Source organism: Nitrosomonas cryotolerans ATCC 49181 (assembly GCF_900143275.1).
In the GTDB taxonomy this organism is placed as follows: Bacteria; Pseudomonadota; Gammaproteobacteria; order Burkholderiales; family Nitrosomonadaceae; genus Nitrosomonas; species Nitrosomonas cryotolerans.
This window is the reverse complement of sequence record NZ_FSRO01000001.1, coordinates 2,402,072-2,418,777: the sequence shown is the minus strand read 5'-3', so window position 1 is coordinate 2,418,777 and position 16,706 is coordinate 2,402,072. Positions and strand designations below refer to the sequence as shown.

The 16,706-nt window shown below is 41.3% G+C and carries 16 protein-coding genes; 8 read left to right on the top strand and 8 right to left on the bottom strand.

Going from position 1 to position 16,706, the window contains the following annotated elements:
• The first annotated feature begins 35 nt into the window (after positions 1 to 35).
• The 3 genes from BUQ89_RS10790 to BUQ89_RS13745 all read left to right on the top strand — a co-directional run bounded on the left by BUQ89_RS10790 (position 36) and on the right by BUQ89_RS13745 (position 2,334).
• Entirely contained in the window at positions 36 to 1,259 is a 1,224-nt protein-coding gene (locus BUQ89_RS10790; RefSeq protein ID WP_342743003.1) for an RNA-guided endonuclease InsQ/TnpB family protein, read from the top strand.
• Between the two features lie 297 nt (positions 1,260 to 1,556).
• The gene (locus BUQ89_RS10785) at positions 1,557 to 1,949 is read left to right on the top strand and encodes a TIR domain-containing protein (protein ID WP_028462559.1); all 393 of its coding nucleotides are present in this window, start codon (positions 1,557 to 1,559) and stop codon (positions 1,947 to 1,949) included.
• Between the two features lie 223 nt (positions 1,950 to 2,172).
• Positions 2,173 to 2,334: a hypothetical protein gene (locus BUQ89_RS13745; protein ID WP_177183599.1), complete on the top strand. Its 162-nt coding sequence runs from the start codon at positions 2,173 to 2,175 to the stop codon at positions 2,332 to 2,334.
• Positions 2,335 to 2,441: 107 nt separating this feature from the next.
• Here BUQ89_RS13745 and BUQ89_RS10780 read toward each other — a convergent pair whose 3' ends face one another.
• Together BUQ89_RS10780 and ovoA are read right to left on the bottom strand one after the other, a co-directional pair.
• Positions 2,442 to 3,611, bottom strand: coding sequence for a MalY/PatB family protein (locus tag BUQ89_RS10780; protein WP_036574263.1), 1,170 nt, complete (start codon positions 3,609 to 3,611; stop codon positions 2,442 to 2,444).
• Complete coding sequence (gene ovoA / locus BUQ89_RS10775) at positions 3,608 to 5,722, bottom strand: 5-histidylcysteine sulfoxide synthase (RefSeq protein ID WP_028462557.1); 2,115 nt, start codon at positions 5,720 to 5,722, stop codon at positions 3,608 to 3,610. The genes BUQ89_RS10780 and ovoA overlap by 4 nt, the downstream gene beginning before the upstream one ends.
• 270 nt (positions 5,723 to 5,992) lie before the next feature.
• Here ovoA and BUQ89_RS14000 point away from each other — a divergent pair, with 270 nt between their 5' ends.
• The gene (locus tag BUQ89_RS14000) at positions 5,993 to 6,322 is read left to right on the top strand and encodes a helix-turn-helix domain-containing protein (protein ID WP_218146763.1); all 330 of its coding nucleotides are present in this window, start codon (positions 5,993 to 5,995) and stop codon (positions 6,320 to 6,322) included.
• A gap of 231 nt (positions 6,323 to 6,553) precedes the next feature.
• Here the strand turns inward: BUQ89_RS14000 and BUQ89_RS14280 are convergent, their stop codons facing one another.
• Positions 6,554 to 6,802: a hypothetical protein gene (locus BUQ89_RS14280; RefSeq protein ID WP_245813003.1), complete on the bottom strand. Its 249-nt coding sequence runs from the start codon at positions 6,800 to 6,802 to the stop codon at positions 6,554 to 6,556.
• A 14-nt stretch (positions 6,803 to 6,816) separates the two neighbouring features.
• Between BUQ89_RS14280 and BUQ89_RS10765 the strand changes: the two genes are divergently transcribed.
• From BUQ89_RS10765 to BUQ89_RS10750, 4 genes are all read left to right on the top strand, one after another.
• On the top strand, positions 6,817 to 7,011 hold the full coding sequence (locus BUQ89_RS10765) for a glycosyltransferase family protein (protein WP_143071267.1): 195 nt from the start codon (positions 6,817 to 6,819) through the stop codon (positions 7,009 to 7,011).
• Between the two features lie 128 nt (positions 7,012 to 7,139).
• A complete protein-coding gene (locus BUQ89_RS10760) occupies positions 7,140 to 8,183 on the top strand; it encodes a methyltransferase domain-containing protein (protein WP_028462553.1) in 1,044 nt (347 codons plus the stop codon).
• Positions 8,184 to 8,185: 2 nt separating this feature from the next.
• Positions 8,186 to 9,139: a radical SAM protein gene (locus BUQ89_RS10755; protein WP_143071268.1), complete on the top strand. Its 954-nt coding sequence runs from the start codon at positions 8,186 to 8,188 to the stop codon at positions 9,137 to 9,139.
• A 586-nt stretch (positions 9,140 to 9,725) separates the two neighbouring features.
• Positions 9,726 to 10,034, top strand: a complete 309-nt coding sequence (locus BUQ89_RS10750; protein WP_028462551.1) for a DUF4389 domain-containing protein — start codon at positions 9,726 to 9,728, stop codon at positions 10,032 to 10,034.
• Between the two features lie 1,780 nt (positions 10,035 to 11,814).
• On the opposite strand, the gene BUQ89_RS10745 is transcribed toward BUQ89_RS10750, so the two are convergent.
• From BUQ89_RS10745 to BUQ89_RS10725, 5 genes are all read right to left on the bottom strand, one after another.
• Entirely contained in the window at positions 11,815 to 13,146 is a 1,332-nt protein-coding gene (locus tag BUQ89_RS10745; RefSeq protein ID WP_245813002.1) for a transporter family protein, read from the bottom strand.
• Between the two features lie 301 nt (positions 13,147 to 13,447).
• Complete coding sequence (locus BUQ89_RS10740) at positions 13,448 to 13,942, bottom strand: hypothetical protein (RefSeq protein ID WP_051537782.1); 495 nt, start codon at positions 13,940 to 13,942, stop codon at positions 13,448 to 13,450.
• Positions 13,943 to 13,955: 13 nt separating this feature from the next.
• The gene (locus BUQ89_RS10735; protein ID WP_245813001.1) at positions 13,956 to 14,684 is read right to left on the bottom strand and encodes a C39 family peptidase; all 729 of its coding nucleotides are present in this window, start codon (positions 14,682 to 14,684) and stop codon (positions 13,956 to 13,958) included.
• A 21-nt stretch (positions 14,685 to 14,705) separates the two neighbouring features.
• Positions 14,706 to 15,071: a hypothetical protein gene (locus BUQ89_RS10730; protein ID WP_051537780.1), complete on the bottom strand. Its 366-nt coding sequence runs from the start codon at positions 15,069 to 15,071 to the stop codon at positions 14,706 to 14,708.
• Between the two features lie 123 nt (positions 15,072 to 15,194).
• The gene (locus tag BUQ89_RS10725; protein WP_074202602.1) at positions 15,195 to 16,649 is read right to left on the bottom strand and encodes a hypothetical protein; all 1,455 of its coding nucleotides are present in this window, start codon (positions 16,647 to 16,649) and stop codon (positions 15,195 to 15,197) included.
• Between the last annotated feature and the right edge of the window lie 57 nt (positions 16,650 to 16,706).

Below are 16,706 nucleotides of genomic sequence, written 5' to 3'. Positions count from 1 at the left end.
CAATTCCTTTTTGTATAATTATAACCATGAAGTAGATTATACGCAAAGCCTTTAAATCTCGACTCAATCCAAATTCTGACCAAGTACAGAAGATGGTTGAGTTTGCAGGTGCTAATTGGTTTGTTTGGAATAAAGCCTTAGCAATGAATCTGTTCAGATTAGAGCAGAAACAGCCATTGCTTTGGTACAACGAGTTGTCATTTTGGCTAAAGCTATGGAAATCCTCAGAAGATTATGGATTTCTAAAAACCGTTCATTCTCAACCGTTGCAACAAGCCTTAAAAAACTTAGAAAAAGCGTTCAAAGACGGTTTTGATAAAAAACAGCCTTTAAAACGGATTCCAAAATTCAAGAAAAAAGGTTTGAGTGACAGCTTTCGTTATCCACAAGGATTTAAGCTGGAGCAAGAGTCTAGCAAAGTGTTCTTGCCTAAAATCGGTTGGGTGAAATATCGTAATTCACGCCAAGTCATTGGTGACGTTAAAAATATGACGATTTCCCGTAAAGGCGGTTATTGGTACGTGTCGATTCAGACTGAGTACGAGACCGAGCTAAAGCGCCATAGCTCAACCAGTATGATTGGTGTTGATATGGGCGTTACCCGCTTTGCAACCTTGTCAGACGGCTCATACGTAGAACCTTTAAACAGTTTCAGAAAGTTATCAAAGAAACTGGCTTTTGAACAGCGTAAGCTGTCTAAAAAAGTCCGTTTCTCTGCTAACTGGAAAAAGCAGAAACAAATCATTACCCGACTGCATGAGCGTATTGCCAATGCTCGTTTAGACTTCTTACACAAAACCTCAACCGAAATCAGCAAAAATCACGCAATGGTCGTAGTTGAGAATTTAAAGATAGGAAACATGTCTAAGAGTGCCAAGGGCAGTGTTGAAAAGCATGGTAAAAACGTCAAAGCGAAATCGGGTCTAAACAAATCCATTCTTGACCAAGGATGGGGAATGTTTGTTTCGTTTTTGGAGTATAAACAGGCTTGTTCAGGCGGGGATGTATTGAAGGTAAACCCTCAATACACCTCTCAAACCTGCCCTAGATGTCAACATGTTAGTCGTGACAATCGCAAAAGCCAAAGTGCTTTTGAATGTACAGAATGTGGATTTAAAGCCAATGCCGACTTGGTAGGTGCCTTGAATGTACTTGAGCGAGGACATCGCTTGTTAGCCTGTGGAGTTGAAACGTTAGTTTCGTCTAAGAAGCAGGAACCAGTAGGCAGTAGCAATACAAACCTACTCTTAACGGCTTAATAAGTCGCTAGGAATCCCCTTCGTTTAGGAAGGGGAGGATGTCAAAAAACTTGTATAAGATTATTTTGTATGCTGAGGATAGGGATTCAGTAGATTCTGTTTGATTATGATATGCGAACGTAAGATAGATACAGAAAGCAACATATGATTGTTGAAATGAAGCGAATGCAGTGCTTTTCAAGTGCGTTGACGCTCCATCAGTTGGGTGTTATATTTTTTTTCTAAAAGACACGAAATACAATGTTTCGTGTCTTTTATAATTTGATAATCAATTAAACCATCTGAAGGAGAGAAGAAATGGCTTCAACGAACCAGATTTTTATCAGTTCTGCATTAAAGGATGCCAGTCTGCGAGATAAGCTTGTTGAGCAGATAAGCAAAGAAAATGGCCAATTTACGTGTGTTGATATGCCTATGAAGAGATCATGGGAGAGTGCTTGGAGAGCAGAGACTCAGGAAAAAGTCAGAGGTTGTGATGGTGTGATTGGCTTGATTAGTGAAAGTATTATTCGGGCAGATGGTCAGCAGTGGGAATTACGCTGTGCTTATGAAGCCAGGCTACCAGTGTTACTTATTTGCGATCAGGATTCTTATGATATTCCAGGAAAGCATTTACCGGATATTGTGAAAGACAAAGAGATTGTTTTGTGGGAATGGCCGAGTATTGCGATGTTTTTGAATAGGCTTTAATAGCATGGATTGTCGTGGTTTGGTAGTTGTTTCAGACCTGTCCCGAGTCAGATGAGAATATAGTGATTGGTTTTTTTGCTGATTTTATTTTATGATTAAGGTACTGTAGTTTCAGGATAATTTTTGGTAAGATTCTATTCGATTTTTTTCATTCGTATACTAAATTATCGTTATACATTAAACTGGTAGGCCATAATTAATTTTAAATAAGGAAATAGAAACGATGAAATTATCAATTTTTGTTGCAGCTCTCATGGTGCTATTTTTAACTGCTTGTGGTGGTGCCAATATGGGTGAACCGGAAACACCCGATTGTGAATTTGGACTGGATGGAAATGGTAACTGTCTGAAAGAAGGGGCTGACCCACGTCCAGCTGGACATTAATATTTAATAGTTAGCTTGATGCAGATATAACCTTATCTCATCGGCTATTAAGAAACAAAAAAAACCGCCTTACAAGGCGGTTTTTTTTGTTTCTTAATAGAAATTTCTTAATCTAATTCTTTACTGGCTTGCTTAATATTTTCCAGTGCTGTCATGATGGTCTGGCGAGGTGCGCCAATATTTAAACGCATAAAACCGCTGCCTTCATTACCAAATAGTGTGCCGGGGCTCATGCCAATTTTTGCCTGATGGATAAAGAAATGTTGAAGTTGCCTGTCATTCATATTTAATGCGCGGCAATCTAACCATAGCAGATAAGTGCCCTCTGTCCCGATTAGCTTTATTTTCGGTAAATGATCGTTCAAAAATGCTGCAACATAATCGCGGGTGTCACGTAGATAAATAAGTAGTGCCTCTAACCATGCTTCTCCTTTTCGATAAGCCGCTTCAAAGGCAACAATGCTGAATGGATTAGACGCGCTTATATGTAAAGTGTCGAATATTTTTTTGATGGCTGCGCGGACTTTTTCGTCTGGAATAACTAAGGCGGACAAATTCAATCCGGGAATATTAAAGGTTTTGCTAGGTGCAATTGCGGTAATGATAGGGGTGTGGCTGGCATTGAAGGCTGCCAGGGTATGGTGCTTATTGCCGGGGTAGACCAGATCAGCATGGATTTCATCGGAAAATATAATTAAATCGTATTGTTCAGCAATTTGCAACAGGCGCTTCAGCTCAGACTCGTGCCATACTCGACCAACTGGATTATGCGGAGAACACAGGAGTAACAAGTGTGCTTGTTTGGCACATTGCTCCAGATGATCAAAATCTATCGTATAGCGCCCCTTTTCTAGATGTAGCGGATTCTGTATAAGCTTTCTACCTGTTTGTGTGACTGCTGTGAAGAAGGGAAAATATACAGGGGGTTGTATGATGACCGAATCACCTGATGCAGTAAAAGCCATCACAGCGGCATTTAATGAAGATACAACGCCCGGGCACATGACGATCCAGTCATGCTGTATTGACCAGTTATGACGTCGTTGTAGCCAGTCTACGGTAGCGTCATAGAGGCTATCCGGGTAGAGCGTGTAGCCATAAATGGGATGGCGGGCTCGCTCAACTAATGCCTGGGTTACAGCCGGTGGCGTAGCAAAATCCATGTCAGCAACCCACAGAGGAATAACATCATCCGTGCCAAATATGTTTTGTCGCCCATCATATTTGAGACTATCGGTACCTTTACGGCTGAGATCATGGCCAAAACTATCGCTCAAGAAATTTTCTCCCAGATAGTTGTTTCTGCCAGTGTGTGTTGGAATTTGCGCTTGGTTTCACGAATGACAAAGGGTACCGGTTGCGGTCCTTGAATCAATTTGAAATGTGGCCCCAGAATTTCCTTTAGTCCATCTAAGGTTGTCAAGTTTTCGCCATCACGTTTGAATCCACCGATCCATGCCTCTTTTTTGGTGTGTTCAGTCAACCAGGTATAAGGTGAAGTAATCATCAATAGACCGCCGGTATTCAGTCTGGTATGAATGGAGGTAAGCAGTTTTGCCGGATCATATAGACGATCAATCAAATTGGCTGCAAGTATCAGGTCATAAGCAGTAAAAATTGATTTTAGATTGCAGGCATCACCCTGATAGAACGCAACCTTATGTTTAACGCTGTCGAGGCCAAGACCCTTTAGCGTGCGTTCTTTGTAAGAAACGAGATCGCCTTCATCTGTTAGTGTATAACGCAAAACACCTTGTTCTGCCAGCTGTACTCCTTGTCCGATGAAACGAGCTGAAAAATCAATGCCAGTGACATGATCGAAGTGATGTGCCAGCTCAAACGTGGACCGACCGGAAGCACACCCCAGATCAAGAGCAGTCCGTGCCGGCTTATCAGCCATAGCCGCAATGGCTATTTCAGCCAGTGTCTTGGGAAAATTAGGTACGTCAAAATAAACATCACCATAATGAAACTCGCCATACTCAGAAAGCAGCTTATCCGTTTCATAGTTTGAGCTTTGTACTGTTGCTGGGGTATCCGTGACGACATAACGAAACCCGGCATGTTGAAAAAAGTGACGACGAAATGCATAACGTGCGCTTTTCAGAGATTCATTACCACATGCGATCCAAGAACCGCCTTTAATGAGATTATGCTGATTGTCAAAAGTAGGTGTGGTGAAGTCGTCATAATAAGGGTACACATCAAAGCCTTCAAATGGGTAAGTAGGGGTCTCGGTCCATTGCCAGACATTGCCTACAATGTCATAGAATTCACCCTGCGGAAACTCATTAACAGGACAACTTGAAGCATAATAATCGAGATGAAGATTACCCACTGCAGGTTCATTTTGTAATACTTCAGTCAGATTGGCGGTATCGTACAGTCGATACCATTCATCTTCTGTCGGCAGTCTTACCGGTTGTCCACTGGTAGTTGTTTTCCAGTTACAGAAGGCTTTGGCTTCATGATAGTTTACTTCTACGGGCCAATCCCAGGGCATGAGTATTTCTTCTGTCATTAACCGCAGCCGCCATTCGGAGTTTTGCTTAATCCAGAAAGTAGGGTGCCTTGCGCCAGCATATTTTTGCCAGGAACGGCCTTCCTCCTCCCAGTAGTTTTCAGTTGTATAACCATTGGCTTCTACAAAGGCTAAAAATTCCTGGTTACTGACTAAGTACTGACTGGCCTGGAAAGTTGATATTTCTGCTGAGTGACAACCGTATTCGTTATCCCATCCATAATACTCCTGTTCCGTTTTATTTTTACCGACTTGTACATGCCCGGCTGCTACAGTGATGAGTTTGTTTTGTGGCGCCGTTCCGGATTTGCGGCAGGGTTCCCAGGCCGTACTGGGCTGAACATACTCGATAGCATGTTGACGAATTAATACCGAAGAGGTTTCCAAATGAATGCGTTCGTGTTCAATGCCCATCAGGATAGCCCACCAGGGGCTTTCCCATGTGATAGGCAAAGTCAGTGGTAGATCACGGATCAGCTTATCCACCACGTTACGCATGTTGTTACGATAAGCGTATACAGCCTCGACGGCGGGCCATTCATAATGAGATATATCCAGATCATCCCAGCTCATTTCATCAACACCCACAGCAAACATGGATTCCATTTTTGGATTGATACGCTCGGCAATTAATCCTGCAAGAATCAGTTTATTGATAAAAAAAGTGGCTGTGTGACCCAGATAAAAAATTAATGGGTGACGTAATGTAATGGGTTTTTTATAATAGGCATTCTCATTACGCAGTGTATCGAATAGCCGTTCGTAGCGATCCAACGTGGTATGAAAATAAGCATGTATTTCCTTGCGTTTTGCGTCGACATCGTCGCCGTTGAGTTGGGGTGTTCTCTGAAAGCGTTGTTGTACCATAAGTATTGTTTTTTAGATTGTCCAAGATTCTTTTGCAAAGTATTATACCGCCTCATACTCTGGATATCACTTTCAATGTTTACGGTATGAGTCAACAAGGCATTTGTTTTATGACGCAGAAACAGGTGACACGGTATTAAATGACCCAGAAGACTTATTCATCATCTCAACTCCCTATCCATCCTCGGCCTTAAGACCGAGGATGGATAGGGAGTCAGCTTCGCTGATACTAAAGCCTATTTTTTCACCTATTTCTGTTAAAGTGCGTTAATGGAAATTAAGCGCACATACAAGTTCAGGTTTTACCCAACTTTTGAGCAAGAAACTATGCTGGCTCAAACATTCGGGTGCGCCAGATTTTTCTATAATCACATGTTGCGCGTTCGCTCTGATGCTGGGTATACCGAGAAAAAAAGAATCGGATATCATGCTACCTCCTCTTTGTTGACTGAGTTAAAGAAAGAGCCTGAATTTGAATGGCTGAACAAAGTTTCCAGTGTTCCTGTGCAGCAATCTCTCCGTCACCTGCAAGCGGCATTCGGTAATTTTTTTGCCAAAGGAACCCAATACCCGTCATTCAAGCGCAAGCATGACAAGTAATCGGCTGAACGCACGTCCAGCGCTTGCAAGTGGGACGGTAAATCTCTGAAGCTGGCAGAGATGAAAGATCCACTGAATATCAGATGGTCGCGCACCTTTCCTAAGGCAGGAAAATTGACCACTGCAACGGTCTCTAAAGATTCAGCGGGCCGATACCCCATTTCCATGCTCTGCGACGGCTCTGTTACGTTAAAGCCAAAGGTTAGCGGCAAAGTTGGCATTGACTTAGGATTAACGCACTTCGCCATTCTTTCTACGGGCGAGAGCTTGTGGGTATTGAACATGGTATCCAAGCAGCAAATGTTGTTCAGGATGTAGGCATACCGTAAACAAGATGCCTTTGAATGTGCGCGAATGGACTTGTCCGGAATGTGGATCCATCCATGATTGAGACATCAACGCAGCGCGTAATGTTTTGGCTGCTGGACTGGCGGTGCCAGCCTTGGAGAATCTGTAAGTCCTGTTTGCATTTAGGCGCATTTAGGTTGGATTCGTTGAATTGGGAATTCCCTTTGTTTGTGGAGGGGAGCAGTCAAGTCAAAGTGGGTGGTCATGCTTCCTGGCCATTATTTGAAGAAGTGCCTTTGGTACGGGGAATACGTCAATTGGGATACTTTCAGTCGTTACGTGAAGCTATGTTAGTTGACTCCCGTTGCTGGCGGCAGGATGGTTGGTGGTGTCGTACCTGACGCAACCGCAAATTAGCGCTGAATTTTGCATGTGGTGTTGCGCCGGATAAGTTAGCATCACGTTATCGTTCTAATTTCAGTTCGCAGGTGATGTAGGTATGCGAATAACTCCATTTACAAGGATTGCTATGCATAATAATATTCAGGAATATTATGGTAAGACATTGAGTAATAGTCAGGATCTACAGACGAATGCTTGTTGCACCGACGCGGGTCTGCCTCATTATGTGAAACCATTATTGGCACAAATACATGATGCCGTAATGGCGCGTTATTATGGCTGTGGCCTGATATTACCGGAATTGCTCGAAGGTTTGACCGTACTGGATTTAGGTTGTGGCGCGGGGCGTGATGTCTATGTGATTGCTCAGTTAGTAGGTGAACAAGGCCAGGTGATTGGAGTGGATATGACCGAGGAGCAGTTGGCCGTTGCGCGTCAGCATGAAACATATCATCAGAAGAAATTTGCTTACGCTCATAGTAATGTACGATTTTTACAGGGTTATATTGAGCGTCTGGATGAACTTGAATTAGCCGATTCCAGTATCGATATTATTGTTTCTAATTGTGTTATTAATCTTGCACCTGATAAAGGGGCGGTGCTACGTGAAGCCTGGCGTGTGCTTAAACCGGGAGGGGAGCTCTATTTTTCTGATGTCTATAGTGATCGGCGTATCCCGTCAGACCTGGTTCATGATCCAGTGTTGTATGGGGAGTGTTTAAGTGGCGCATTATACTGGAATGATTTTCTCCAGCTATCACGCAAGCACGGCTTTACGGATCCACGATTAGTTGATGATCGTTCTATCACCATTGATAATGCTAAATTAATGCATAAAACAGGAAATATTCGTTTTTATTCAGCAACTTATAGACTATTTAAGTTGGGCGATCTGGAGTTTTCCTGTGAAGATCACGGACAATCTGTAGTATATCGTGGCACCATACCATACCATCCGCACGCATTTAGATTGGATGCGCATCATTACATTGAAACGGGAAAACAGTTTCCAGTTTGTGGTAATACATGGCGCATGCTGCATGATACTCGGTTCATCAATCATTTTGATTTTTATGGTGATTTTAGTCAACACTTTGGTATTTTTCCTGGCTGTGGTACGGGCATTCCTTTTGATGCGGTAGCAAGTGAGAAAAAAGGGGGGTGCTGCTGACGATGAACACAAAAGGGACGCTTGTTCATAGTGAATGGCCCGCACGTTCAGAAAAATGGTATATCACGCCAGATGGTGAGCCTCGTGGTTTTATACGATCTTACGCATTGGATGAGCTGTGGTTTCATACCGGCACCGCTTGTAATCTAGCTTGCCCTTTCTGTTTGGAAGGGTCAAAACCCGGCGATAATCGCCTGCAATTAATGCGCTTTGAAGATATAAAACCATTTATTGATGAGGCGCTTACATTAGGTGTTAAGCAATTTTCTTTCACCGGCGGGGAGCCTTTTGTTAATAAGGATATGATACGTATTCTTGATTATGCGTTGAAATACCGCCCCTGCCTGGTGCTGACGAATGCGACTGAACCGCTTATCAAACGCTTGAAACAGCTTGAATCTCTACGTGAACAAGCGCATTCGTTGCATTTTCGTGTCAGCCTGGATCATTTCGAAGCAGATCGACATGATGCTGGACGTGGGGTGGGGATGTTTGCATTGGCACTGGATGGCTTGCGAAGATTGCATGAAATGGGATTTGTGTTATCTGTTGCAAATCAGATTTTGCCAGGCATATCATCGGATTTGGTTGCTAAACATTTTGCCGATGTTTTTCGGGCAGCTGGACTGCCTGAGAATTTGCAGCGGGTTGAGTTTCCAGAATTTTATTTGCCTGGGGCTGAAGTATCCGCGCCACAGATTACTGAAAGCTGTATGGTAAATTACCAGACTGAAAAATCCCGCGGTGATTTTATGTGTGCATTTAGCAGGATGATTGTGAAAATCAATGGACATATAAAAATTTATGCTTGTACCTTGGTAGATGATGATCCAGATTACGCCTTGGGTGATACGCTGGCCCAAAGTCTAAAGATACCGGTGAGCATGAAGCATCACCGTTGTTATAGCTGTTTTCATTTTGGCGCTTCATGTAGTGAAATAAAACATCATGATTGACCGAATTTACTTGCGTATTGGGAAGATGGCCTGAGAAGACATTGGTGGGTGTTGGCTTTATCCCAGATTTTCCATTAGCAATTTACTAATAACGAGAAATTAATCGAATAAGCAACTTCTAACGATATTGTTTGGAAGCAAGGCTTACAAAGCTTAGCCATTGTAATTTATATAAATCCTAATATATCCAATAGGTTTCTCTAGCAGCTTCCATTAGAGAATTCGCTTATTGTAAAGTCTGGGGTTAACATGCTTGCCATGCAATTTGCATATGGATTGCAACATCGGAGAGTATTGTCGTTGTAATCCACAATGGGTTATTCAAGTTGAGAATTTTTCGCTGCGCTACGGCAATAAAATTGCATTGGATAAAATACATTAGGGAAGACCTTTGCAAAACCCCAATAGTTTAAAAATTAACCCTTTATAATCAATAGCCAGAAAACTTCTGGCAAGGGTTTTTGCAAAAGTCTCATAGCGTGTGAATTTAATATATTAGAAAATAAGAATCATTGCATCTATTGCTTGTTGCAAATGAGAAATAGCTATTTAGGTTGATTATTTATTCAAAGCGAAGGAGAGCAATATGAAAGAAGAGATTAAGCAAAGATTACAAAGAAATGAGACTTGGCAGCGCGGCCTTTATATGCTGTTTTTTATTGTGATATATGGTTTTACAAAATTCCTGGTTTTTATAGTGATGTTGTTTCAGTTCGTGACTATCATACTGACGGGGAAAACAAATGAGCAATTGCTTAAATTTAGTCAGAACCTGAGCACATATATTTATCAGATAGTGATTTTTCTTACATTTAATAGTGAGCAGCATCCATTTCCATTTAGTGCTTGGCCAGATGGAACGCCTGATAATAGAGGCCAATATCTTAAGAAATAAACTGGAATGTTATATGACGACTTCGGGTATTTGCATGGTTATGTAACAAGATAGCAGAATGTTTGAAAATATGAAGCAGCATAATAAAATGATTGCCATAGATTACGCTATGGTTAATTGTATGCCCGTAATTCAGATGAATTCTTTGATCTGGGATTTTGTGTCATGATGCAGATGCTCCAGGCGTTCATTTTGATCTAGAGTTGAATCGAGAGCAATTTGAATAAATGAATCGACAAGCTGGTTTATTCAAATGAAAAGGTTAAGGCAGCACGCTGCGACGTGATTCACTACCGCTCCATAAACGCTTGTATCGATATTTTCGAATGATCACCAGGAAGGCGAAACCGAAGCAGATTCTCGATTATCGAATGACTAATCCTGATGCGCGCTACTGGCTAAAGAAGGTTCGCTGTTTTTGATACGGCTATAGAAAAATTTGTGATGATAAGAGAAGATCGGCTTTATTCAGAGTTGCGTGTTACGTCAGTCAATCAGTCCTGCTCGACATCAAAAAATAAATTAATCGGCTGATCAACCGCATACGTCACCAAATCGTGCAGTATTCTGGTGGACTTAAACGCAGGTTCGGCCCTTTGTGCGTACGACAAGTGGTTCGAGACCTTTGCAAAAGTCTCGGTTCTTAGAAAAGAGCCACTATGCAGGTTTTGGCCAGTTACGCAGTTATCTTATTATTTATCGAAGGATAATTGAAAAATACTACTAATATTTCTTGTGCTAATTATGAATACGAAAATCAGATTGCAGTGGTCGGTGCGATCAATGTGCTGAAATACCGTAGGAATCTTTATTCTTTAGTAGGCAGGGCGATGATGTTGGTGTTAGACTAACAGTAAAATATCTCAGGCCAAGATGTTTTGCTGTCTAACTTTCGTCATTGAGGAATATGTGTTACAATATTTTACCCATGGTTGGTTTATGGGAATTATGGTAATCATAATGACAGGCTATTATATTTAAAGTAGTAGACAGTTACTGGATTTGCATTAAAAAAGCAATATAGTAATTTCTCTATAGAAACTACGAGAAGGCACAATCAATTTTTAAAGAAGTGATTGCACAAATTTTTTTTAGTCATTGTTTGGCTTTCAAAGCGAGAGGTATGTATTCATCGGTTTTTTTATAAAACAGGTGATATATAAATTTTAAACCGAGATAGTAGCTTTATAATAAGGAGATAGTAGTTATGAGTGAAAATAGAAGAGATACAGATGCAAATGTACTGAAATTAATGGGCATTTCGGGAGTAGTTTTTATCGCCATAGGAATGATCGTTTGGTTTATGCTATAAATTGAGAAAATGTAGTTATTATTGTTTTTGTCTGTCGGTAGTTTGTTTTATTTGCGATTTTTAACTATCTATTCGGTCTAATCCTGAGCTTGTTCCATTATTATGAAAAATCTATATTGAATGAGTCCAAGAGGTCGTTTTGTCATAGGCAGAAGCACACTTATTCACTTCGTGGAAATATTCTTTCCATGAGGTGAATAATAATTTGGTGTTATTGTTATATATATGATAAGGCGATGGTAGGAGACCTTTGCAAAGCTCCAGTAGTTGAAAAATTAACCCTTTGTAATCAATAGTAAAAAACCTATAGCGAGGGCTTTTGCAAAAGTCTCGCAGATGTAATACGATGCATATAAACCGCTTGTTTTAATATTATTGCGATAAAAATAAGCGTTGCTCTTGAGAACTTATCCTTCCTATATGCATGTAATAGAATAGATTTCGATACAAATATTTTTTCTGAAACAACTAAAAAGTTGTCGGTACCCTGAAGGTAAGCCTTACATCCTGCGCATCGTCCGTTGTGCCCATACCTACGGATAAGTTAAAATTGGTTCGACTGGAGTACTTGAATGAATAACCCAGTAGAAATTGTCCAATATCCAGACTACTTCCTCCTATTCGGTTGCCATTAATTTTGGAACTAAAAAGATGCCTATGCGAATATCCCAGGTTAAATGATGATCGTTCGTTAACGCCAAATCCCATACCAAAGGTGATGCCGAGCGCGTCCCCAGGATCTATTTTTCCTACATTCTCATTAGTGCTGGCATTGTAACCATAATTGATATTGCCGAAAAAAACAGCTGGATCGGTTGGATAAAGTGCGGTTATGCTTGGTTGAATGCTAAAGTAACCGGTGCCTGTTGGAGATTCTGTTGGGAATCTGGCACCAGGTACACCTTGTGCTTCTACAAATTTAATATCAAATGGGCTCTTTCCTGTAGGTATGGTTGCAATGAGATTGCCAACGAGAATAGGCCAACCACCTGAACCATTCGTAAGTTGATATCGAGCAGCCAGCTCGATATCGCCTATATTATTTCCATCTGCTCTAAAAGTCTCATCGACACCAGCACCGATACTGACTGCTCGAGAGCGCTGTGTATCAAAACGATAGACATAAGGAACCCGGGCCTCTATTTCTAAGCGGTCTGTTACACCATAACGTGCTCCGATGCTTGCAAAAAAACTATGGCGTTTAACCTGACGAAGGTCGATAAGACCAATGGCAATAGCAGGTAAAAATGTAAACGCATCAAGGAATACGCGATTGTTGCTTGTAAAGGCATACTCCATGGAGGGTTCAAGAACAATACTTTTCTTTCTTGTTAGCACACCGCCTATGGTTTCGCTTAATCTAGGCATTTCTGGCGGTCTTGTTGGTTCTTTTGATTGAGGGGGAGCCTGTCCGACTGGCCCGGTGGGGGATTGGCTCGATGAGTTTGTTGATTTATTTACACTTTTATTGGTTTTTGCGACCTCCGAAGGAGGAGGGGATGTTATTTTATCTGAAAAATTTTTTGATTGGCTGGAAAGTGTATCTAAATGTTTTTTTAGACGTTCTAATTCCTTACCTTGCTCATCGAGAATCTGACGTTGCCTCTCAAATTTTTTTTCCTGCTCAGCAAGCAGCTGTCTGTATTGCTCCAATGAATCATTATTAGGCCTTGTTGTTTCTGCATAGCTTCCATTGATGAGAGAAAAACAAATCGGGATAAGAAAATATTTAATTATTTTGAACGGAAAAGATGGCATATTGCAAATTTTCTCTTTTATTTCACTGTATTTTTTCTTCATTTTTACTCGAAGTAATGGAATCTATATGAAATAGGTTAACTGTGTCATATACGATGGATGAAGTTGGCATCACCAGAATTGGAATATGAAATAAAAATAGAATGGCCTGGGTAAATAGATATATAAGATGTGTGATGATGATAATAAGGAGATGGGTAAATTAATTTAACAAGTAGACAGAGAAACAATGCTCTTTTAGATATTTTAAATAACATTATGCTGAACAATATCTTTTTGTTACAGCGATTATCAAATCCGGTTGGGTCTGGAATACAGTTTGTCCATTTTATTTTTAACGTTATTACTGTACATTCGGCATAATAAAATCAGTAAAAACCTTACTATGGTTTGAATCTATATTTTGTAGATTACTTATCTCTATATTAATTTCATTAATGGTTTTGATGACTTGGTTATCTAAATTATTTTGTATGATGCCATTTAGAGCTGAGCCTGTCAGGTCAGATGCTAGATTTTGATCGCCATTTTGTATCAATGAACCGTTTTCTGGTAATTGGAAAAAAGAAGAAGAAGCTTCTACGCCGTTTAGAAAGATAATTTTTTCTAAGCTGAAGTTAATATTTACGCCATTTGGCAGAAGAAATCCCCCTCTTTGCTGTGCTAGTTCACTATCTGTGGCCAAAATCCAGTGATTATACTGCTCGATGGAAAGCGATTCGTTTAATGCTCTGTCAGTCAATGACTGACAATAAGCTAAAGCGGAACCTTCTAGGATCATTAGAAAAAATATGCCCTCTATAATTTTTTGGTGAATGGCTCTCTTATTTATTTTCATTTAGAACGCCTCGTTAGAAATCAAATGGCCCTGGCTGTAAAATATTAAATGCACCTAGACTTGCTCGATCGATCGCAACACCTAATGGTGCTGTACGAGATACCCATTCTTTCTGATTCTGAGAATCAGTGGCTTTTTTTCCATTTTCTGCATGAATTAAAAACAAGATACGATTCCCCCATATTTCTTCAAATCTGTCCCGGGGCATTATATTTACGCCGATCGCCGGATCGCCTACTAGAACGCGTCGTTCATCAATTCCCTTAATAATAATAAAATGTAAATAGCCATTCGCATTGATAATAGTAATAGCAGGATTGTTGGCTGCAAGTAGCTGATCTAATTTTATTTTGAAGCCGTCTGATCGATATCCTCGTCGTTCCAGGTAATTTTTCATATCTAATAAGGAGAAGCCTTGCGCCTTAATCTTTTCTTGATCACCATTCTGATACATATCAATAAATACACTCTGTTCAGTGATTTCATCGTCATAATGAAAAGTAAGAAGGCTGGCTAATGCTGCGGAGCCACAACTAAAATCATATTGTTGCTTATAAACAGTGCTGAATCGTTTTTCAGCAAAGCTTTTTCCGGGAATATTGAAGTTTCCACCTCCTGCCATTCCATTGAGATTAAAAGCATTAGCATTACTCAAGAATGGCGACACCATGATCAGAAGTAAAGTGCATTGAACAAAGAAGTGTTTCATCGTTGCTGTCACACGAATAGAAAATCTGTTCATATTTAAGATGCTGCTTTTATGTTAGGGCAGGATTGTGACGTTCACAATAGTTGAGTCCTGAATAATAACGTTGTTCCCGCTGTTCTGAATAACTGAGAACATCCCGCCTGAACCTGCAAATGCCCCTGTGTCTATTCTATTGGACCCTGTAATAGTATTATTTGCGGTATTATCGGTTAACATAGCCTGAACATTCATGTTATTCAGTGCCGTTATATTCACCCCTTCGCGACCTCGTGCAGTCTCAAGCTCATCTACCGACACTGTTTCAGCTAAAGAAAATGGTAGCCTATTATCAGATTGGGCAGAAGAAGCCTTAGCCACAGGAATGGGTAATAATGTCCAAGCAAAGAGAAGAAACATGCACCCCTTTAGAACCAAAGCCATTTTATCCCCCTCATTTTATTTTGCCTCTGTTCTGCTAGAGACTGCCAGTGAGAAGTAAAACAGACACTCACTCACTGGCCAGCATGACTAATTAAAGCTGATCGATATCGTCAGTTTTAATTATTATTGCCCGACATTTACATTGCCTTGGAAAGATACTTGTTGTTGTGCCATGGCATTAGCCCCGTTATTCTGGATGCTTTGGTTAATACCTGCTGCGCCGTTGAAAGCATTATTAAGCGAATTGCTGGCGGTTAGAACAGCTTCGCCTGCACCGACTGTTGCTGTCGTAGCGACGCCTGCACCGGTTACTGTGCCACTGAGATCGGAATTATTAACCGAATAGGTACTGGTGGCATTGCCCGTTTGTGCTGCCGCAGCTCCATTACCAGTTGCCATTGTCTGGCTGTTATCGCTGTTGTTGGTATTATCAACGGTTGCGGTACTGTTATTGTTAGCTGCTGCTGAACCTTGAGCGCTCGCCATTGCGTTGCTGTTATCGCTGTTGTTGCTGTTATCAACATTTGCCGTGCTGCCATTATTAGCTGCAGCCGAGCCTTGTCCACTTGCACTTGCCAGACTGTTATCGCTGCTATCACTGTTATCAACGGTTGCCGTGCTGCCATTATTAGCTGCTGATGAACCTTCTCCGCCCGCATTAGCACTGCTGTGATCTGAACGATCTGAGTAGGCAGTACTGCCATTATTTGCGGCAGCATCCGTTGCGCTGGCTGAACTGTTATCACTATTATCATCCGTCATGGAGATCTGGCTGTTATCACTGTTATCGCTGTTGTTGCTGTTATCGCTGTTGTTGCTGTTATCGCTGTTATTGCTGTTGTCGCTGTTATTGCTGTTGTCATCCACCAGGGAGATCTGGCTGTTATCGCTGTTGTCGCTGTTGTTGCTGTTATCGCTGTTGTTGCTGTTGTCGCTGTTGTTGCTGTTATCGCTGTTGTTGCTGTTGTCATCCGTCATGGAGATCTGGCTGTTGTCGCTGCTATCGCTGTTGTTGCTGTTGTCGCTGCTGTTGCTGTTATCGCTGTTGTTGCTGTTGTCATCCGTCATGGAGACCTGGCTGTTATCGCTGTTATCGCTGTTATTGCTGTTGTCAGCGTTGTTGCTGTTGTCAGCGTTATTGCTGTTATCGCTGTTGTTGCCGTTGTCATCCGTCATAGAGACCTGGCTGTTATCGCTGTTATTGCTGTTATTGCTGTTGTCAGCGTTGTTGCTGTTGTCAGCGTTATTGCTGTTATCGCTGTTGTTGCCGTTGTCATCCGTCATAGAAACCTGGCTGTTATCGCTGTTATTGCTGTTATTGCTGCTGTCGCTACTGTTGCTGTTGTCAGCGTTGTTGCTGTTGTCATCCGTTGAATTAGCAACACTATTGTTTGTATTGTCAGTTGCAGATGAAAATTCATTAGCCGCTAGGCCCGATGAATTCTGATCATTGGTGGCCGTGGCAGTCTGATCATTTGCGGTATCTGCTGTATTAGTTGGGTTGGCCCAAGCACTGCCTGTGGTGCCAAAAGCGAGAATAATGCTTGCCACTAGGATTTTTTTGTTAAATTGATTCATTTTTATTTCTCCTTGGAATGATCGTTTTCTAGCTGGTATTGTTTATTCGTTTCTGCC